The sequence below is a fragment of the Flavobacterium sp. KACC 22761 genome (genome assembly GCF_034058155.1).
Lineage (GTDB): Bacteria > Bacteroidota > Bacteroidia > Flavobacteriales > Flavobacteriaceae > Flavobacterium.
On sequence record NZ_CP139148.1, the window covers coordinates 4,072,079 to 4,090,342 of the forward strand.

At 32.9% G+C, this 18,264-nt stretch carries 19 protein-coding genes; 6 read left to right on the top strand and 13 right to left on the bottom strand.

Going from position 1 to position 18,264, the window contains the following annotated elements; translation table 11 throughout:
- Positions 1–14: 14 nt before the first annotated feature.
- Both SCB73_RS17630 and SCB73_RS17635 read right to left on the bottom strand, forming a co-directional pair.
- A complete protein-coding gene (locus SCB73_RS17630; protein WP_320567501.1) occupies positions 15–980 on the bottom strand; it encodes a YpdA family putative bacillithiol disulfide reductase in 966 nt (321 codons plus the stop codon).
- Between the two features lie 7 nt (positions 981–987).
- Entirely contained in the window at positions 988–1,461 is a 474-nt protein-coding gene (locus SCB73_RS17635; RefSeq protein WP_320567502.1) for a CYTH domain-containing protein, read from the bottom strand.
- Between the two features lie 248 nt (positions 1,462–1,709).
- Between SCB73_RS17635 and SCB73_RS17640 the strand changes: the two genes are divergently transcribed.
- Complete coding sequence (locus SCB73_RS17640; protein ID WP_320567503.1) at positions 1,710–2,243, top strand: hypothetical protein; 534 nt, start codon at positions 1,710–1,712, stop codon at positions 2,241–2,243.
- A 71-nt stretch (positions 2,244–2,314) separates the two neighbouring features.
- Here SCB73_RS17640 and SCB73_RS17645 read toward each other — a convergent pair whose 3' ends face one another.
- From SCB73_RS17645 to SCB73_RS17670, 6 genes are all read right to left on the bottom strand, one after another.
- Positions 2,315–3,346, bottom strand: coding sequence for an o-succinylbenzoate synthase (locus tag SCB73_RS17645; RefSeq protein ID WP_320567504.1), 1,032 nt, complete (start codon positions 3,344–3,346; stop codon positions 2,315–2,317).
- Positions 3,347–3,445: 99 nt separating this feature from the next.
- On the bottom strand, positions 3,446–4,648 hold the full coding sequence (locus tag SCB73_RS17650) for a tetratricopeptide repeat protein (protein WP_320567505.1): 1,203 nt from the start codon (positions 4,646–4,648) through the stop codon (positions 3,446–3,448).
- A 304-nt stretch (positions 4,649–4,952) separates the two neighbouring features.
- On the bottom strand, positions 4,953–5,630 hold the full coding sequence (locus tag SCB73_RS17655; protein ID WP_320567506.1) for a metal-dependent hydrolase: 678 nt from the start codon (positions 5,628–5,630) through the stop codon (positions 4,953–4,955).
- A gap of 26 nt (positions 5,631–5,656) precedes the next feature.
- Positions 5,657–6,619, bottom strand: coding sequence for a 1,4-dihydroxy-2-naphthoate octaprenyltransferase (gene menA, locus SCB73_RS17660; RefSeq protein ID WP_320567507.1), 963 nt, complete (start codon positions 6,617–6,619; stop codon positions 5,657–5,659).
- Between the two features lie 103 nt (positions 6,620–6,722).
- Positions 6,723–7,556, bottom strand: a complete 834-nt coding sequence (locus tag SCB73_RS17665; RefSeq protein ID WP_012024845.1) for a 1,4-dihydroxy-2-naphthoyl-CoA synthase — start codon at positions 7,554–7,556, stop codon at positions 6,723–6,725.
- Positions 7,557–8,378: 822 nt separating this feature from the next.
- Positions 8,379–9,236, bottom strand: a complete 858-nt coding sequence (locus tag SCB73_RS17670; RefSeq protein ID WP_320567508.1) for a CvfB family protein — start codon at positions 9,234–9,236, stop codon at positions 8,379–8,381.
- Between the two features lie 132 nt (positions 9,237–9,368).
- Between SCB73_RS17670 and SCB73_RS17675 the strand changes: the two genes are divergently transcribed.
- Positions 9,369–10,718, top strand: coding sequence for a M28 family metallopeptidase (locus SCB73_RS17675; protein ID WP_320567509.1), 1,350 nt, complete (start codon positions 9,369–9,371; stop codon positions 10,716–10,718).
- Between the two features lie 44 nt (positions 10,719–10,762).
- Here SCB73_RS17675 and SCB73_RS17680 read toward each other — a convergent pair whose 3' ends face one another.
- Both SCB73_RS17680 and menD read right to left on the bottom strand, forming a co-directional pair.
- Entirely contained in the window at positions 10,763–11,107 is a 345-nt protein-coding gene (locus SCB73_RS17680) for a DUF2853 family protein (RefSeq protein WP_320567510.1), read from the bottom strand.
- 91 nt (positions 11,108–11,198) lie between these two features.
- Entirely contained in the window at positions 11,199–12,860 is a 1,662-nt protein-coding gene (menD, locus tag SCB73_RS17685; RefSeq protein ID WP_320567511.1) for a 2-succinyl-5-enolpyruvyl-6-hydroxy-3-cyclohexene-1-carboxylic-acid synthase, read from the bottom strand.
- A 174-nt stretch (positions 12,861–13,034) separates the two neighbouring features.
- Here menD and SCB73_RS17690 point away from each other — a divergent pair, with 174 nt between their 5' ends.
- Positions 13,035–14,210 (top strand): thioredoxin family protein, encoded by a 1,176-nt coding sequence (locus SCB73_RS17690; protein WP_320567512.1) that lies wholly within the window; start codon positions 13,035–13,037, stop codon positions 14,208–14,210.
- Positions 14,211–14,235: 25 nt separating this feature from the next.
- Positions 14,236–14,733 (top strand): GNAT family N-acetyltransferase, encoded by a 498-nt coding sequence (locus SCB73_RS17695; protein WP_320567513.1) that lies wholly within the window; start codon positions 14,236–14,238, stop codon positions 14,731–14,733.
- Between the two features lie 163 nt (positions 14,734–14,896).
- Here SCB73_RS17695 and tnpA read toward each other — a convergent pair whose 3' ends face one another.
- From tnpA to SCB73_RS17710, 3 genes are all read right to left on the bottom strand, one after another.
- Positions 14,897–15,334 carry an IS200/IS605 family transposase gene (gene tnpA / locus SCB73_RS17700; RefSeq protein WP_320566631.1) on the bottom strand — a complete coding sequence of 146 codons (438 nt, stop codon included), beginning with the start codon at positions 15,332–15,334 and terminating at the stop codon, positions 14,897–14,899.
- Between the two features lie 148 nt (positions 15,335–15,482).
- Positions 15,483–16,067 (bottom strand): glutathione peroxidase, encoded by a 585-nt coding sequence (locus SCB73_RS17705; protein ID WP_320567514.1) that lies wholly within the window; start codon positions 16,065–16,067, stop codon positions 15,483–15,485.
- 351 nt (positions 16,068–16,418) lie between these two features.
- Complete coding sequence (locus SCB73_RS17710) at positions 16,419–16,553, bottom strand: hypothetical protein (RefSeq protein ID WP_320567515.1); 135 nt, start codon at positions 16,551–16,553, stop codon at positions 16,419–16,421.
- Positions 16,554–16,922: 369 nt separating this feature from the next.
- Between SCB73_RS17710 and SCB73_RS17715 the strand changes: the two genes are divergently transcribed.
- Both SCB73_RS17715 and SCB73_RS17720 read left to right on the top strand, forming a co-directional pair.
- A complete protein-coding gene (locus SCB73_RS17715) occupies positions 16,923–17,453 on the top strand; it encodes an RNA polymerase sigma factor (protein WP_320567516.1) in 531 nt (176 codons plus the stop codon).
- Positions 17,453–18,241: an anti-sigma factor gene (locus SCB73_RS17720; protein WP_320567517.1), complete on the top strand. Its 789-nt coding sequence runs from the start codon at positions 17,453–17,455 to the stop codon at positions 18,239–18,241. The genes SCB73_RS17715 and SCB73_RS17720 overlap by 1 nt, the downstream gene beginning before the upstream one ends.
- Positions 18,242–18,264 lie beyond the last annotated feature (23 nt).

The window sequence follows — 18,264 nt, forward strand, 5'->3', positions numbered from 1 at the left end:
CTGACAACCTTTTTTTACTTCAAAATAATATAATCCACAATCATTTTAGCATGAATTCTTGAGTTTTCAATAAACCATTTATGCGTCTGCATGCCACCACACACGACACCTGCGAGAAATAATCCATCAATATTGGTTTCCATAGTTTCTGGATTATAAGATGGAATTTTCAATTCATCATCTGAAAGCTGAATGCCAATTTTTTCTAGAAAATTCAGATCTGGCTTATATCCCGTTAATGCAAGAACAAAGTCATTTTCGATAGTTACTTTTCCGTCAGGAGTTTCGATTTCAACTTCATTTTCTTTTATTTCGGAAATATTTGACTGAAAATAAGCTTTAATGCTTCCTTCGGCAATTCGGTTTTCGATGTCAGGTTTCACCCAATATTTCACTCTGCTGTTGATTTCATTTTTGCGAATAACCATGGTAACATTTGCCCCTTTTCGCCAACATTCCAATGCAGCATCTACAGAAGAATTATTTGCTCCCACAACCAAAACATTTCTAAAAGCGTATTCGTGCGCTTCTTTATAATAATGACGAACCTTTGGCAGTTCTTCCCCTTTAACATTTATCGTTATCGGAATATCATAAAAACCAGTCGCGATAATTACATTTTTAGATTTATAAAAGCTCTTGTTTGTGGTGATTTCAAAAGTTGAATTTTCGTTTTTCTCAATTCCAACAACTTTTTCAAACAAATTTATATCGAAATTAAAATAGCGATGAATATTTCGATAATACTCCAAAGCTTCCTGACGCCCCGGTTTTGGTGCCAAGCAATTAAACGGAATATCACCAATTTCTAATCTTTCTGCAGTTGAGAAAAAAGTCATATACAAAGGATAATTGAAAATGCTATTTACAATTGCGCCTTTTTCAATAATCAAATAACGTAAGTTTTTTTTTTGAGCTTCTATTGCACAGGCAAGACCAATTGGCCCACCACCGACAATAATCAAATCATAATCTGTCATAAATCAGTTATTTTTCCCAGTCTTTAAAAGGTTTTTTGCTCAAATAAGCATTGTAATACCGTTCATCATTTGTCACTTCTTCTCCAAGCCAATTTGGTTTTTCAAATATTTCAGTCTCAGACTTTAGTTCTATTTCTGCAATAATCAAACCTTCATTTTCACCATAAAACTGATCAACTTCAAATACATGATTTCCAGATTTGATTTCGAAACGAGTTTTTTCAATTTTTCCTTTTTCGCATAATTTCAGCAATTCCAACGCTTCTTCAAGCGGAATTTCATTTTCCCACTCAAAACGAGACATTCCTCCCTGATGCCCAATTCCTTTTATGGTCAAAAAACCTCTTTCTCCCTTAATTCTAACACGAACCGTTCTTTCAGGAATTGAGCTTAAATAACCTTGGGCAATTTTATTTTGAGTAAAAGCCTGTTCTTTAAAATCCTCTGATTTTACAAGAAACTTTCGTTCAATTTCAACCATTTTAATTCTTGAATTAATTATACCGCAAGTTACTCAATTTAATTCAGTATCTAAATTCTCAAATGGAGTCTCCACATTTTTTCCGATTTTAAAGACAGAACCATTAAATCAAATTAACTGATTTTTAATATATTAAGATTTGTTTTTTGAGTAATTTTGATTAACCCTAATACCATTGTTTTTATCGTGTTTGAAGACAATGTGTATTTCAACAATCCATAATTTATCAAAATTTAAAATGTCTGATCATGAATATAATGTCATTTTTAATACCGACACTAGTAGGTTTGGTCTTTGGGATTTTAGGTTATCTACTAGGAAGAATCAGTTCAAAAAAAGATGTTTTGCTCGCTATATCTTTACAAGAAGATCTAGATGTATGCAAAGCTACAGTCAAGAATTTAAACCAAAAAATTAATAGTCTTGATACAGAATTAGCAGCAAAAACAAAAAACTATAATTCACAAATACAACCACAAGTTATATTTGACAAGGAAATAGCTTTAACTATTTTAGGCAAAAAAGTCAGAAATAATGATTTGAAAATTGTCGAAGGAATAGGTGTAAAAATCGAATCTCTGTTTAATGAAGCAGGAATTACAAGCTGGCAGGAATTGTCTATAACTTCTACCGAAAAACTGCAATCAATTTTGGATGCTGGTGGTGAAAATTATGGCATACACAATCCCAGTACTTGGGCAAAACAGGCATTAATGGCGTATCAAGGAAAATGGCAGGAACTCAAAGACTGGCAAGCTAATTTATTAGGAGGGAAAGAGTGAAAAAAGATTCAAAGATGCAGAGTGACAAAGGTATAAAGTTTTAAAATTAGGGACTTTGTTACTTTGAACCTTCAAAAAGAATCCCATTCTTTTGAAGTATTATACCATAATTGCCCTTTTAATACTTCAAGAGGGCAATCAAAATTATTGGTGTAAAGCGCTCCGGTTCCTAAACCTTGTGGCATATTTGAATTTTGTAAAAAAGTCCATTGCGCTATGGCATTTAAACCAATATTGCTTTCTAAAGCTGATGTAATCCACCAACCAATTTTGTATTTATCCGCCAGATCAATCCACTCTTTTGTTCCTCTAAAACCGCCAATAAAACTTGGCTTTAAAATAATGTATTGCGGCTTGATTTCTTGCAACAGTTTTTCTTTCTCTTCTATTGAAAATACACCTATCAATTCTTCATCTAATGCAATAGGGAATGGAGTTTGTTTGCACAACTCAGACATTGTTTGTATTTGCCCTTTTTTGATTGGCTGTTCAATGCTATGAAGTTGAAATTTAATAAGTTGATGCAATTTATCTAAAGCATCATTTAAACCAAAAGCGCCATTCGCATCTACCCTGATTTCGATTTGCTCAGGTGAAAAATGCATTCTTATAAACTGTAGCAAATCCAATTCTTTTTGGAAATCGATTGCTCCAATTTTTAGTTTAATACAAGTAAAACCATCTGCTAATTTTGTTTCGATTTGTTGTTTCATAAACGATTCATCTCCCATCCAAACCAATCCATTTATTACAATTGATTTTGAATTTGAAGTGAAATCAGAAGGAAACAACAAATAAGGATTTTCGCTTTTTAAGGACAAAAAAGCCATCTCAATTCCGAATTGAATTGATGGAAATTCAAGCAAAGCTTCCCACAATGCCTTTTCTCCTAAATGAATATTCTTGCAAGCCCACTTAAGCTTTTCTTCATAATCATCACAATCATCTGCACTTAAACCACGTAAAATGCCACACTCGCCTATTCCTTTTTTTCCATTTTCTTCCAAAATGATAAACCAGGTTTCTTTTTCAGTCATGATGCCACGTGAAGTCCCTGAAGGAACTTTAAATTCGAGCATGTATTTATGGTAAGTAGCTTTCATTTTTTTTTGAGGTGCTAAGGTTCTAAGTTTCGAAGGTAAAATAATGCTTAAAAAAAACTAAGCATCTTAGCATCTTAGCAACTTAAAACCTTAGAATCTTTAATAATAAAGTTTAAGGATTTTTTCAAAATCTTTTGATGGCAAGCCGGCCTTCTGAAAAATGGCAAAATCTAATTTTGTTTTGTCTTTCCAGCTTACGCTGTCGGTAACATTTTGATCTTGATATTTTTTGTAGATTGTTTTGGCATCACTATAATTATTGGTTACCAAATATAAATGCGCTAAATTCAATTTTACTAACAACTCGGTGTTGTCTAATTTTTCACCTTCTTGGAGAAATTTTAAAGCTTTTTCATATTGTTTGGTCAAAATATAGCAATAACCTATTGAATTGTAATCTAATGCTGTGGCTTTTCCTTCATTGATAATGATATTCAATTTTGGAATTGCTTCGTTGTATTTTTGTTTCTTAATTAATGATGAAGCTTGACTTCTAAGATCATTAAAGACATTTTTTGAAATATCGGCATCTTTGTAACATGCGTTTCCAAAGTCTTTATAAACTTTGTTTTTCTCTATTGGAAGCAGTTTTTGAAATTCAGTATAACGGTATTGTTTTATGATTTTGTCTAAAATGCAAACACAAAAATCATCAGAATTGGCCATTTTTTGCGCCATAGTCGATGTCTTACATAGGCTTATAATCTCATTTTTATTGTCTTGATTCCAACCGCGGTTTAGTTTGACATCTACCCAAGGCACAACTTCTAAAACTATTTTTTGCTTTAAAAGCCAATTTTTGCTGTGAAATCCAAACCAAATATTGCTGGTGTTTTGTCCTAAGCAAGAAGATTTATCTAATGACAAACGTTTAGCATCTTTGCTTAAAGGCTCTTCTTGAGAATAACATGCTTTGTCTATTTTTCCGTCTTCTATGTATTTTTTTGCCGTTTCGCTTGAAGTGAACAACGAATACGTACAAGTATCATCTCCTGAAATTTTAGACATCAAAAAAACAGCTCCAGCAGAACCTTGGCTAATTCCCGTTGGATCTGGAATTGATTTTAAAACAGAAACCAAGCTATTTGCCATTTGCTGATTTTCATCCAAAAGTGTTATTCTGTAAACTATTTCTGTTGTCCCAACTGGCAAATCTTCAGTTTTCAGAACGATTCGATCTCGGGCAGAAACGATGATTTCTTTTGTTGTTGCACGTTCTTTATCCCAATAGCCCTCTTTTTGAGCAAAAGCATTTAGAGAAAAAGCAATTAAAAGAGATAATACTGTTTTTTTAAAAGTCATATTAAATGGTCGTTTTTTGGCCACGAATTGCATAAATCTCACTAATTTTTATTGTTGCCAATTTTATGATTTGAAATAAACTTAGTAAAAATTATGCCAAATTATTTGTCTTGAAATCGAGTGCCCTAGCCCCGATTACTTCACTATTGTTTTATTTTAACTGGAGTTCAGTGAACTTCGTTTGAGGCGGTATCTCCCGTTTTAGAAAAACAAGGCTTTTTGAGCCGTAGTTTTTGTTAATCGGGAATTTAGCCGAAAGCGGGATTAGCTCCTACTTTCGACTACATTCAAAATCAGTATGTTTTTATAACTCGATTGATTCGCCAATTGCCAATAACATCAAATCTTTTCCTTTATCAAAGAATTTTTTGATTGCTTCTTCATGATTGATTTCAATGTACCCAAAAGTATCAAAATGATAGCCAAGAACTTTGTCACATTCTAAAAAATCTGAGGCGATAATAGCATCTTCGATATCCATTGTGAAATTATTTCCAATCGGAAGTATTGCTAAATCTAATTCTGTTCGCAACGGAATCAATTTCATATCCATTGTAAGAGCAGTGTCTCCGGCGATGTAAATGTTTTTATGTTCGCTTTCAATTACAAACCCGCCTGGATTTCCTCCGCTAGCGCCGTCAGGAAAAGTACTCGAATGAATAGCATTTACATATTTAACTTTTCCAAAATCGAATTTCCAGCTTCCGCCATGATTCATTGGATGTGTATTAAATCCTAATTTTGCATAATAACTTGCAATTTCTGCATTTGACACAATAACTGCATTAGTCAGTTTTGCAAGAGCTTGAACGTCTAAAACGTGATCGCTGTGCGCGTGTGTCAGTAAAATATAATCTGCTTTTAAATCCCTTAGATCGATTGAAGCTGCCGCAGGATTTGCCGTAATAAAGGGATCAACAATAATATGTTTTCCTCCAACTTCGATGCCTAAAGAAGCGTGTCCGTAAAATGTTATTTTCATGATCTTATTTTTTAAATTGAACTTGATTATCTTCCTCCAAGAAAAAGATTAACGATAATATCTGAAATTAGTGAAATCATGCAGATTACTAATAATAGCGAAAGCAAAAAAGTACTTAGCGCCACTTTTTTTAATTCTGGATCTAAAAGCTTAGGATCCTGATTTTTAGAAACCGTAATTAGATGTTTGGTTAAAGGAATATAAGCCAGCAAAAATAAATACTGATCAAAATTATAATCACTTAAAATTGCAAAAACAACTACCAAAATCATTGCGGTAATAATCAAAGTGAAATGATATACCTTAGCTTTTGCTCCACCAATTTGAACTACAATGGTGTTTTTTCCAGATTTTCGATCTGATTCTTCATCACGCATATTGTTCAAATTCAACACTGCAACACTCAGCAAACCAATTGCAATCGCAGGCAGAATTAAAAGTGGCTCAACTTCTTTCGAATATAAAAAATTGACCCCCAGCGTACTTACTAATCCGAAGAATATGAAAACGAAAACATCGCCAAATCCTTTATATCCATATGCTGAATTTCCTACTGTATATTTAATTGCAGCGACAATTGCAGCAATTCCTAACAATAAAAAGAAAATTGAATATCCAAAATTGTCTTTACCAAATGCAAAGTAAATCAGAATTATAGCCGATAAAAGCGTTAATAACGAAGTAATTATTATTGCTTTTTTCATAGCTTGAGGCGTGATTTTACCGCTTTGAATAGCACGCTGTGGCCCTACTCTGTCGGCATTATCAGTACCTTTTACGCCGTCACCATAGTCATTGGCAAAATTGGACAAAACCTGCAAGCCTAATGTTGTTAAAAGTGCAAAACCAAAAATTTTCCAGCTAAATACTTCTGTTGGCGTATTAATTGTTTCTGTTGGGTTTGATAAAGCGTAAATGCTTCCAACGATAATTCCAGAAACTGATAAAGGCAATGTGCGCAGTCGTGCGGCTTCAATCCAATGTTTCATATATTAATTTTAGATTTTAGAATATAGATTTTAGATTATTATATTCTGATTAAAAATTATAGATAAAAAAATCTAAAATCAGAAATCAGAAATCTAAAATTATTTATGGCAACCATTTATTTTCGCCAAAGTTTGGTTTTCTTTTTTCTAAAAAGGCATTTCTTCCTTCTTTAGCTTCTTCTGTCATGTAAGCTAAACGAGTTGCTTCTCCGGCAAAAACTTGCTGTCCAACCATTCCGTCATCTGTCAAGTTCATAGCGAATTTCAACATTTTTATAGAAGTTGGCGATTTTTGAAGAATTTCTTGAGCCCACTCATAAGCAGTAGCTTCAAGCTCATCATGAGGAATTACGGCATTTACCATTCCCATTTCAAAAGCTTCTTGCGCTGAGTAGTTTCTTCCTAAAAAGAAAATTTCACGAGCTTTTTTCTGTCCAACCATTTTAGCCAAATAAGCAGATCCGTAACCTCCGTCAAAACTTGTAACGTCAGCATCTGTTTGTTTAAAAATAGCGTGTTCTTTACTTGCCAAAGTCATATCACAAACCACGTGCAAGCTGTGTCCGCCTCCTACAGCCCAACCCGGAACTACTGCAATGACTACTTTTGGCATAAAACGAATTAATCGCTGCACTTCAAGAATGTTTAAACGATGTTGTCCATCGTCACCCACATACCCTTGGTGTCCGCGAGCATTTTGATCTCCGCCGCTGCAAAAAGAATACACACCATCTTTAGTTGACGGGCCTTCGGCAGAAAGCAAAACCACGCCAATTGACGTATCTTCTTGTGCATCGTAAAAAGCTTGGTAAAGTTCTGAAGTTGTTTTTGGACGAAAGGCATTTCTAACATTTGGTCTATTAAAAGCAATTCTGGCAACTCCATTACATTTTTTATAGGTTATATCTTCAAATTCTCTGGCAGTAATCCAATCCATTTTATTTGTTTGTTTTATAATTATAGTGTAAAAATAAAGCATTTTTACATTTTTACCTACTCAATTTAATTTAAGTCTTGCACCAAAACAACTCCGAATGTTAACAATTGGTATTTACTTACAAAAAATAACACTTTTTAACATTAGTTTTAAAAAATAATAATTAATTTTACACCCTAGAAATCAACGAGATACAATTTATTTTGTTGATATAAGATTGATTTTCTTTCACTGATTTATTAACCTAAAAAATGATTTTTTTGAGAAAATTTAAAAAATTTGTCGCTCATTTTTTTACGGTTTTAATTAGTAAAAAAACCTTAAACAGTGAGCAAATGATTTATGCGTTTGTTAAAACTTCAAAAAGGCGATAGTAGCACCTACGGTTAAACAATAGAATTGTTCAATGTAATTAGTATAAAAGATTGATTACGAAAAGAGGAAAAAATACTAACTGAAACTTTCTAAAAGTTATTTTATCAAACCAAATGGATTAGCCGTGAAATCGAGCTTTTGCAAATCAAAATGAATGTATCAATTGTTTAAAAGACATACCCATGATGAAAAGTAATTTCTAAAAGCAATAAAGCTATTATTTTTTAAATGGATTCGAATTATTTTATTTCTGTTTTTTTTTAATTACAATTTTTTTTAAAACTAGAATAAAAAGAGAGAGGCTGCTTGTAATGAGCAGCCTTTCTTGTTGGGTGAAATTCCAAAAAAAAATAAAATTGCTTCACCAGTTCGCTAACGCTCGGGTCCAAATTCCAGTAAAATTTAGAATTTGGAATTTGGAATTTTGAAATATTGTGATTTAACCTTTTAGTTTTCTTTTACAAGATAAATCCCGTCTTCTTTGATTTCAATAAGCTTCTCTTTATACAAAGCGCCGATTGCTTTTTTAAAGGTCTTTTTGCTCATTTTCAATACTGTTTTAATATCTTCAGGATGTGAGTTGTCATTTAGCCTCAAGAAACCTCTATTTGCTCTTAATTCTCCTAAAATCTTCTCGGCGTTCGGTTCAATGCTTTCATAACCTTGAACTTGCAGCACAACATCTATTTTATTGTCGGGACGAATATTTTTAATATAGCCACGCATTCTGTCTCCAGTTCGGATCGAATCATCATAGACTTCATCTTTATACAAAAGACCTTTGTGCTGCTCATTAATGATGACATTAATTCCCATGTCTGTAATATGCGAAACAATCAAATCAACTTCTTCACCTTTTTCAACCGTCAAATGATCGTTGCTCAAAAACTGATTTGTTTTGCTCGACGCCACCAAACGATTCGTTTGTTTATCCATATACAAATAAACCAAGTAACGTTTTCCTTTTTCCATTGGGCGCGCTTGTTCTTTAAACGGAACAAGAATGTCTTTTTCCATTCCCCAATCCATAAAAGCGCCCACTTGATTGATGTAATTTACTCTCAAAAGCGCAAATTCATTCAACATTATATAAGGTTCAAGCGTTGTCGCCACTGGTCGTTGTTCGTGATCCAAATAAACAAAAACAACAAGCTCTTCGCCTATTTCAAATTCATTTGGGACATATTTATTTGGAAGCAAAACATCATGAATTCCGTCAGGATCATTTTCAGGATTTCCTAAAAACAAGCCAACTTTAGTATCACGCAATATTTTTAGTGCATTGTATTTTCCTATTTTAAGCATATTCTTTAAGTTCTAGGGTGCAAATGTACGAAGTTTGGGAATGGTAAACCGAAAAATGTTAAAGAACGCCGCATTTTGTCATAGTTTATTCCTTTTAATTACATTTGAAAACCTATAATTAACACCAAATAAATGAAAAAGACCCTTATCTATGCTGCTTTCGCATTTTTAATTTTCACTCAAGCTTCTGTATCCCAAGTTTCTGAAGACCCGGAAATAAAGAAAATGATCAGCGAAATCAAAGCTGAAAATCTCGAAGCAACTATCAACAAATTAGTTTCTTTTGGAACAAGACATACTTTAAGTGATCCAAAAAACAAAACAAAAGGAATTGGTGCGGCGCAACAATGGGTGAAATCTGAGTTTGATAAATTTGCACTGGAATCTAATGGCCGATTAACTTCTGAAATTGATTATTTTGACGTTAAAGCAGATGGCAAAAGAATCAATGTTGACAGTAAGATTGGAAATGTAATGGCCACTTTAAAAGGAACAGATCCAAATGACAATCGTATAATTATTATAAGCGGACACCTAGATTCAAGAGTTTCTGATGTTATGAATATCAAATCAAATGCTCCAGGAGCGAATGATGATGGTTCTGGCGTTGCTGCTGTGATTGAATTAGCAAAAGTGATGAGCAAAAGATCTTTTCCAGCAACCATTATTTTTGTTGCCGTAACTGGTGAAGAGCAAGGATTAATTGGTGCGCGACATCTTGCAGAAAAAGCAAAAGAAGGCAAATGGAATATTATTGCGATGCTTAATAATGATATGATTGGAAATAGCTTGTCTAGCGGCACCAATTTGAGAGACAATACTCAAATTCGTATTTTCAGTGAAACTATTCCGTATCTAGAAACTGAAGAGGAAGCTAAAATGCGTAAAGCAATAAGTCGTGATAATGATAGTCCGTCAAGGCTTTTGGCTCGATACATCAAAACTGTTACTGAACAATATGTAGATCAGCTGAAAGTAAAATTAGTTTATAGAAATGACCGTTTTTTGCGTGGTGGAGATCATACGCCATTTAGCCAAAATGGTTTTACGGCAGTTCGTTTTTGCGAAATGAATGAAAATTTCGATCATCAGCATCAGGATTTGAGAACTGAAAACAACATAAAATATGGCGATTTGCCTGAATTTATGGATTTTGACTATTTGAGAAAAAACACTTGTTCAAACTTGGCAACATTAGCAAATCTTGCTTCGTCTCCAAAAGCTCCTGAAAATGTTGGAATTGAGGTTAAAAAACTTTCTAATTCATCTACTTTGATTTGGTCTGCTCCAGAAGGAAAAGCGCAATATGGCTATCAAATTTTAATGAGAGAAACTTCATCTTCACATTGGGAAAAAACAATTTTTGTAAAAGATACACAGGCAGAAATTCCATATTCTAAAGATAATTACTTTTTTGCTGTACAAACGGTAGATGCTTTAGGACATTCAAGTTTGCCGATTTTCCCTATTCCTATTAAATAAGATTATTTTAAAAATAAAAAGCGCCAATAGGCGCTTTTATTTTTTTACTTGTTGTAAACACTTTCTTTTTTAAAGTGGATTGTCAATAAATAATATACAACCGCCCTGTATTTGTGTTTGTTGGCATGACCGTATTTTTCGATCACAGCATTAATACCGGCATCTAAATCTGGACCGTCTTTCAATCCTAATTTTTTGATCAAAAAGTTTTTCTTTACTGTGTCTAATTCAGATTGTTGCGAAGATGCAACTGTAGAGGCATCAGCATTATAAATAGATGGCCCACAGCCAATCGTTACTTTTGTCAACAAATCCATGTTTGGCGATATACCGCATTTCTCTTTTAAATCTGCCGCATACTTTTTAATTAATTCTTCTCTTGCGCTCATAATTTTAATATTGGTTACAATTAATGCAGCCAATTTAAAATAAAATATGGATTTAAAATAAATTTTAACACAATTTAACTTACAAAAAAAATCAAATCAATTCTTTAAAATACTGTTTCAGAATGACATCATTTTCAGCAGTTGGAGTAAATATTTCAAAAAGAACCGGAGTATTGTCTTGAGAGTAAAAAGTATTGATGTTTTCACGTAGTGATTTATTATCAGAAGCCTTTAAATACTCAAACCCATACATTTTCGCCAAATGTTCAGCAGTCAATTGATGCGAAGTCTCAAAATAAGTATTGAAAACAGGTTTCTCTTCATGTCCAGGCAAAATTCTGAAAATTCCTCCCCCACCATTATTGATTAAAATAATTTTGAAGTTTTTTGGGATATAAGAATTCCATAAGGCATTGCTGTCATATAAAAAGCTGATATCGCCGGTTATAAAAATCCCTTGTTTCTTGCTGCCTACGGCAGCACCAATTGCCGTTGATGTACTTCCATCGATTCCGCTCGTTCCTCTGTTGCAGAAAACTTCAATCGATTCATCAATATCAATTAATTGTGCATATCGAATGGCAGAACTGTTACTAATTTGTAATTGGCTGTTTTTTGGCAATGATTTAATGATTTCGTCAAAAACTTTAAAATCTGAAAAGGGTATTTTTTGCAAATATTCGTTACGTTTTGCTTTTCGCAAATCATACACTTTTTTGATTTCAGAAAAATAATTGCTTTTTGTAAACTCCGTTTTTGCAAATAATTCAGTGAAAAAATTATTTGGCTTCATTACAAAATGCTGCGTCAAGGCGCCAAAAGTATCGTATGCACGCAAAGCGTCTATATGCCAATGCTGTTTTGGTTTATATTTTCGCAAAAATCCTTTGATTCTTTTAGAAACAATCATTCCCCCAAAAGTGATTAAAATTTCAGGCTCAAGAGCTTTGAAATCAGCATCATCAAAAGGCGTAATTAAAGTGTCAATACTACTAACAAAATGAGGATGATGCAAATTAGAAGTCGTTTCGGTCAATACTACAACTGATGGATCATTGGCTAAATTTTCAATAATTGCATTATCAATTGTATTCGCTTCATTTACGCCAACTAAAACAAGTTTACGTTTAGCTTTATTCCAAATAGAAACAAATTCAGCTTCATTTTCAATGGTTTTTGTTCCGATTATTTCCTCAGAATTTGTGATTTTAGATTGAACAGAAAGCGTTTCAACAGTTTCGTATAAAGGTTCTTCAAAAGGCGCATTAATATGAACTGGCCCTTTTTGAAGAATGGAAGTTTCAATCGCTTTATTGATTTTCAAATCATTTTCAACAGAAGCTTCTTCGGTTAAATTGGCATTGAAAACGGAGTGATTCAAGAAAACATTTTCCTGACGAATGGTCTGTCCGTCGCCAATATCAATCTTGTTTTGCGGGCGATCTGCAGAAATTACGATTAAAGGGATTTGACTATAAAAAGCTTCGGCTACAGCCGGATAATAATTCAATAATGCTGATCCTGAGGTACAAACAACCGCTGTTGGTTGTTTGGTTTGTTGTGCAATTCCTAAAGCAAAAAATGCTGCACAACGCTCATCAGCTATGCTGTAACATTTAAAATTTGGATTTTGTGCAAATCCTATCGTTAAAGGTGCGTTTCGTGAACCTGGAGAAATTATAATGTTTGTTATTCCTTTTGCTGAACAAATTTCGATAATGCTTTGTGCAAGCGGTATTTTGGGGTAAATCATTCCTGTGGCGTATTATTTTTTAAAGAAAATTAATGAAACTAAAACTTTCTTTTACTATTACAAAGTTACAAACTTCGTAATTGATTTAACTTATAAATGGCAAGATATTAAGAAACATTCTCAAAAAAGGGAATATATTTGTAAAAGTGAATTTGTACTAAAAATATACACCTTATGCGTTTACTTTACATTGTCATCCTTTTTCTTTCACTACAAACCGTAAGTTCTCAAAATCAGTTTGTTCCAAATGATACGCCATATAAAACCGCATTAGAAAAAGCAAAAACGGAAGGAAAACCGCTTTTTATAATGCTTTACGCCGATTGGTGCCCGCATTGCAATCAAATGAAAAAAGAGGTTTTCAGCAATCCTGACGTAATGGCTTTTTTAAACGAAAACTATGTTTGTATTTGGAAAAATATTGAAAAAGATGAAGGAATAACTTTGAAGGACAAATACAAAACAAAATCGCTGCCTACATTTTTGTTTTTGGATTCGAATGAAACGCTTTTATATGCCTTGAAAGGCGAAATGAAAACGCCTGAGTTTATGATCGAGGCAAAATATGCGCTGAATTCCCGAATGCAATTGCCTTATTTAGAAAAAGAATTCATGTCAGATCCGAGTAATTCTGATAAATTTTTTGCTTATTTAAGTACGCTCAAAAAAGGAAAGGATCGAACTGAATTATCGCCAGCAACTCATATTTATTTAAAAACACAATCTGATGCACAATTAGTTAGTGAAACCAATTGGAGAATTATTGCTAATGGCGTTACTGATATTAATTCAAGGGAATTTCAATACGTTTTAAAACATCAAAAAGAATTTGCAACTGTTGCTTCTCAAAGTCGTGTAGACCGTAAAATTGAAAGTATTGTAACCGAATTACTTCGCCCTTACGTTGATAATTTAGATACTGTAAATTATTTTAAACAAAGAGAAGTTGCAAAATCGATTCGTTTGCAAAAAACGGATTCGTTAGTTTTTAAATTTGATCTAACGTTGGCAGAACGAACAGAAAAATGGCAGTTTTACAAAAGAGTGACGCTTGAAAATACTCAAAAATTAGTTTGGAATGATGCCGGCTTTTTGAAAGATATCGGCCAGACTTATTTAAAACATATTAATGATACAGAAAGTTTGAAAAAATCAATTTTCTGGGTGAAACGTTCGTTGGAAATCAATGATTCGTATGATGGAAATTTATTGATTGCCCGACTTTACAATAAAATCAAAGACAAAACAATGGCGTTGCAATATGCCAAAGATGCCAAAGTAATTTGTACCGAAATGACTTGGGATCCTAAAGAAGTTGATGCTTTAATAACTGAACTAAACAAAAAATAACCAAAAAAATACCGCAGAAATTACCATGGAAGTTACATTAAGACCCGCAACTGAAAATGACTTGCAAAAAATTCTTGAAATTGTAAATCATTCTATTTTGCATACAACTGCAAATTATAGTTATGATATTCAAACACTTGAAGTGCAGACAAAATGGTTTGAAGATAAAAAATCTAAAAACCTGCCAATCGTAGTTGCCGATTTAGATGGTGAAGTGGTAGGTTTTGGAAGTTATGGGCAGTTTCGTGAAAAAATTGGCTATCAATATACAGTCGAACATTCTGTTTATGTAGTTGACAATGTAATAGGAAAAGGTATTGGATCTAAATTATTAACTGAATTAATTCGTTTAGCAAAAGAACAAGGCTATCACGTTATGATTGGCGCAATCGACGCAGATAACGCAGGAAGCATTGCTTTTCATGAACGCTTCGGATTTGTAGCAACAGGAACAATCCGAGAAGTTGGATATAAATTTGATCACTGGCTGGATTTAGTTTTTATGCAGTTGATATTAAAATAGTTATAACATCTTCATCTTTGTCAGGCTGAGCGAAGTCGAAGTCTCAGTTGCTGAATCACTTTGCGGGACTTCGACTTCGCTCAGTCTGACATCTGACTAAACCACTCTGCACTGAAAGTGCAGAGGTTTGTTTGACGAGGGACTGAAAGTCCCTTTTTCTATTTCATTCAAGAATGAAATTTGAATCATCATCATTATCTTTCCTTCTATGATGCTCCAGATATTCATTTACCATTTCATCAGTTATATTTCCTGTACTCCAAACTCCATAACCACTTGCCCAAAAATGTTGTCCCCAGTAACGTGCGTGAAGTTCTGGAAACTCCATTTGCAATTTCCTTGAAGTACGACCTTTGAAACTTTTTAAAATTGAACTTACATTTTGCTTTGGCGCATACTCAATATGCATGTGAACGTGATCTGCGCTCACAACTCCTTTCAAAATTTCTATCCCTTCCGCTTCGCATATTTGTATCAAAAGTTCACGACAGCGCTTTTGGATATCACCTTTCAAAACCTTAAACCTATATTTCGTAACCCAAACAACATGACATGTTAATCTGCTTACTGTGTGCGAACCTTTTCTTAATTCTGTAGCCATAAATTAAAGATAAAGATTTTTTCGCATTACTAAAGTACTGCAATAAATTGCAGGGTTTTTAACCCAAATCTGAGACCAATAAAACAAAAAAATCCACAAACTTGAATTTCTTCAAATTTGTGGATTTTTTTTATTTTTAAGCTAAGAATTAACTTTTAATCCAATTGATTACTTCTGCATCTGTAACTAATGTTTTAGGTTTGATTACTTTGACCAATTGCCCTTTTTCATTAATTAAATATTTTTGAAAATTCCATTCCACTTCTGAATCTTGCACTCCGTTTTTAGATTTTTGAGTCAAGAATTTGTAAACCTCGCACATATCATCACCTTTTACCGAAACTTTATCCATCATTGGAAAAGTTACGCCATAATTCAATTGGCAAAATGTAGCAATTTCTTCATTTGTTCCTGGCTCCTGCCCTGCAAAATTATTTGCCGGAAAACCTACAATTACAAAGTTTTTGTCTTTGTATTCTTTGTAAACTGCCTCAAGATCTTTGTACTGTGGCGTAAGTCCACATTTTGAAGCTGTATTGACAATCATTACTTTTTTTCCTTTTAAGGAAGCAAAATCAAAAGTCTTTCCTGACAAATCTTCAACTTTGAACTGGTAAATTGTTCCTTCTGCCATGTTTTTTTCTGTTTTAGATTTTTTATTACTCGATTGAGCCTGAGTTTGTGCAAAAACCATAAAGAGGGCGCTGCACATCAAAAATGCTATTTTTTTCATTGTTTAATTTTTTATAAAATTAGTTAAAATCTGATTTACAATGTGGCTTTGTTACTTTTATTTTCTATTAAAGATTCGTTAAAAAAATGAAGCCTAACGTTAATCAGACGTTAGGCTTCCCCCCATACAAACAAATCAAACCATGAATTAATTACTATGCCTTTTTTTATTTTTATTTTAAATATAGTTGATGCCTCCCGGTTATAACGAAAATTAATTTCAACCCCTAATTCGTATTTTAATGACTTTTTTAATGGCGTGTATGGATTTTTACTATTTATAAATTGAAAATACGGCTTAATAAATTTTCTATTTGGAAGTCCGAGGACACCAACTATTAAACTTTAATAATCAAATATTATTCATCAGAATTTCGAAATGAACGTTCTGTCTGTCTTTTTTAAAATCATTTTTAGAGAATTTTGTAAGTGCCAAAACATTTGTAAGAGCTACAATCAATATTTTAAAAAAAATTACCTTATTCATGATCCTATATTTTTATTTATTGAGATTTTATTTACACTTTTAACTCCAAAAACATTCTTTTTTCTAAACTTATTTTTAGAATTTCTAGAACCGTTGTTCTCAAATTCTCCCCGTTTTATGGGTGATTTTGCTATTATTATGCATTTAGATTTTCTTTTATAATAGCATTTACGTAATTGGATTGCATTTGGTTTTAAAAAATCGAAAAAAAAATTAAAAAAAACTTTAAATATTTTTCAAACCCTAATGTTTACTAGGTTTTTGGCTGTTAAAAAAATAGAATTTTCACAAAAAAATAAATTATCTTTATCTCAGGTAATAAAATAATGTAAGAATTAATTATTTGTTTAAGCTTTAAAATCCAAATCTATGAGTCAAGAAGAGTTATTAGTTTTAATTTACAAAAAAGACGAAAGAGCTTTTACCCATCTGTACGATATGTACTCGAAAAGTTTGTTTTCGGTCATTAGTGTACTAATCAAAAATCGCGAAGAAGCCGAAGATGTTTTGCAAGAAGTTTTTGTAAAAATCTGGAAAAACATCGATTCGTATAACGAAAGCAAAGGACGATTTTATACTTGGATCCTTAATATTGCTAGGAATACTTCTATTGACACATTGAGATCCAAAAATTATAATAACACTCAAAAAAACCTTTCATCAGATAATTTCGTAAATCTGTTAGATGAGAGCAATAAATTAAGCAATAAACTGGATGCAATTGGAATTCAAGAGTTCGTAAAGAAGCTAAAACCAAAATGTATCGAAATTATTAATTTGTTATTCTTTAAAGGATATACCCAACAAGAAGCTTCAGAAGAATTGGCCATGCCATTGGGAACTATCAAAACGCAAAACAGAAACTGTATTAACGACTTAAGAAATTATCTAAAAATATAATGGAAGCACAAGAATATATTGAATCAGGAACTCTAGAGCTATATGTTTACGGTTTATTGACCGAAGCTGAAAATTTAGAAATTGCCGAATTGGCGAAAAAAAATCCAGAAGTTTTACAAGAAATTATTTCTATCGAAAAAGCTATTGTTGCTTTGTCATCAAGCTTCTCTCCTTTCCATTCGGTAGCGAATTTTGAGAAAATCAAAGCCAGATTAGAGCTTAAACATGGCAAAGTAGTCGATATGAAACCAGCATCAAACTGGTCTCAATATGTAGGCTGGGCTGCAGCAGTACTTTTATTACTAGGCTTGGGCTATCAGACTTTAGAATTAACTAAGTCAAAAGAAGCCATTAGCACAGTTGGAACTGAAAAAAGCAAAATTGAAAGAGAGTATGCTTTTCTAGATCAGCAAAACAAAGAAACCGAGAAAAATTTAGCTATCGTTAGAGATATCAAAAATACTGGTGTAACGCTTGGCGGTCAAGCGGTTTCTCCAACATCTTTCGCAAAAGTATATTGGAACAAGGAAACCAAAACGACTTACATTGATGCGGCTGGTTTGCCAAAACCTCCAAAGGGAATGGTTTACCAAGTTTGGGCTTTAAAGCTTAGTCCAGTGTTAACACCAACGAGCATTGGTTTACTGAGTGATTTCGAAGGAAATTCTAATAAAATTTTCGCCGTTGATCGTACAAACGAAGCCGAGGCATTCGGAATTACGCTTGAGCCCGCCGGCGGAAGCTTGACACCAACAATGACACAACTTTATACATTAGGAAAAGTTTAAAATTGACATTTGTACTTAAAATG

Bases quoted from the DNA above. Each gene is read 5' to 3' on its own strand.
- menA (WP_320567507.1), bottom strand. From the start codon at position 6,619: ATGAAACATTGGATTGAAGCCGCACGACTGCGCACATTGCCTTTATCA.
- SCB73_RS17705 (WP_320567514.1), bottom strand. From the start codon at position 16,067: ATGAAAAAAATAGCATTTTTGATGTGCAGCGCCCTCTTTATGGTTTTT.
- SCB73_RS17645 (WP_320567504.1), bottom strand. From the start codon at position 3,346: ATGAAAGCTACTTACCATAAATACATGCTCGAATTTAAAGTTCCTTCA.
- SCB73_RS17635 (WP_320567502.1), bottom strand. From the start codon at position 1,461: ATGGTTGAAATTGAACGAAAGTTTCTTGTAAAATCAGAGGATTTTAAA.
- SCB73_RS17710 (WP_320567515.1), bottom strand. From the start codon at position 16,553: ATGAATAAGGTAATTTTTTTTAAAATATTGATTGTAGCTCTTACAAAT.
- SCB73_RS17680 (WP_320567510.1), bottom strand. From the start codon at position 11,107: ATGAGCGCAAGAGAAGAATTAATTAAAAAGTATGCGGCAGATTTAAAA.
- SCB73_RS17665 (WP_012024845.1), bottom strand. From the start codon at position 7,556: ATGGATTGGATTACTGCCAGAGAATTTGAAGATATAACCTATAAAAAA.
- SCB73_RS17640 (WP_320567503.1), top strand. From the start codon at position 1,710: ATGAATATAATGTCATTTTTAATACCGACACTAGTAGGTTTGGTCTTT.
- SCB73_RS17720 (WP_320567517.1), top strand. From the start codon at position 17,453: ATGGAAGCACAAGAATATATTGAATCAGGAACTCTAGAGCTATATGTT.
- menD (WP_320567511.1), bottom strand. From the start codon at position 12,860: ATGATTTACCCCAAAATACCGCTTGCACAAAGCATTATCGAAATTTGT.
- SCB73_RS17650 (WP_320567505.1), bottom strand. From the start codon at position 4,648: ATGACTTTTAAAAAAACAGTATTATCTCTTTTAATTGCTTTTTCTCTA.
- SCB73_RS17675 (WP_320567509.1), top strand. From the start codon at position 9,369: ATGAAAAAGACCCTTATCTATGCTGCTTTCGCATTTTTAATTTTCACT.
- SCB73_RS17655 (WP_320567506.1), bottom strand. From the start codon at position 5,630: ATGAAAATAACATTTTACGGACACGCTTCTTTAGGCATCGAAGTTGGA.
- tnpA (WP_320566631.1), bottom strand. From the start codon at position 15,334: ATGGCTACAGAATTAAGAAAAGGTTCGCACACAGTAAGCAGATTAACA.
- SCB73_RS17670 (WP_320567508.1), bottom strand. From the start codon at position 9,236: ATGCTTAAAATAGGAAAATACAATGCACTAAAAATATTGCGTGATACT.
- SCB73_RS17715 (WP_320567516.1), top strand. From the start codon at position 16,923: ATGAGTCAAGAAGAGTTATTAGTTTTAATTTACAAAAAAGACGAAAGA.
- SCB73_RS17690 (WP_320567512.1), top strand. From the start codon at position 13,035: ATGCGTTTACTTTACATTGTCATCCTTTTTCTTTCACTACAAACCGTA.
- SCB73_RS17630 (WP_320567501.1), bottom strand. From the start codon at position 980: ATGACAGATTATGATTTGATTATTGTCGGTGGTGGGCCAATTGGTCTT.
- SCB73_RS17695 (WP_320567513.1), top strand. From the start codon at position 14,236: ATGGAAGTTACATTAAGACCCGCAACTGAAAATGACTTGCAAAAAATT.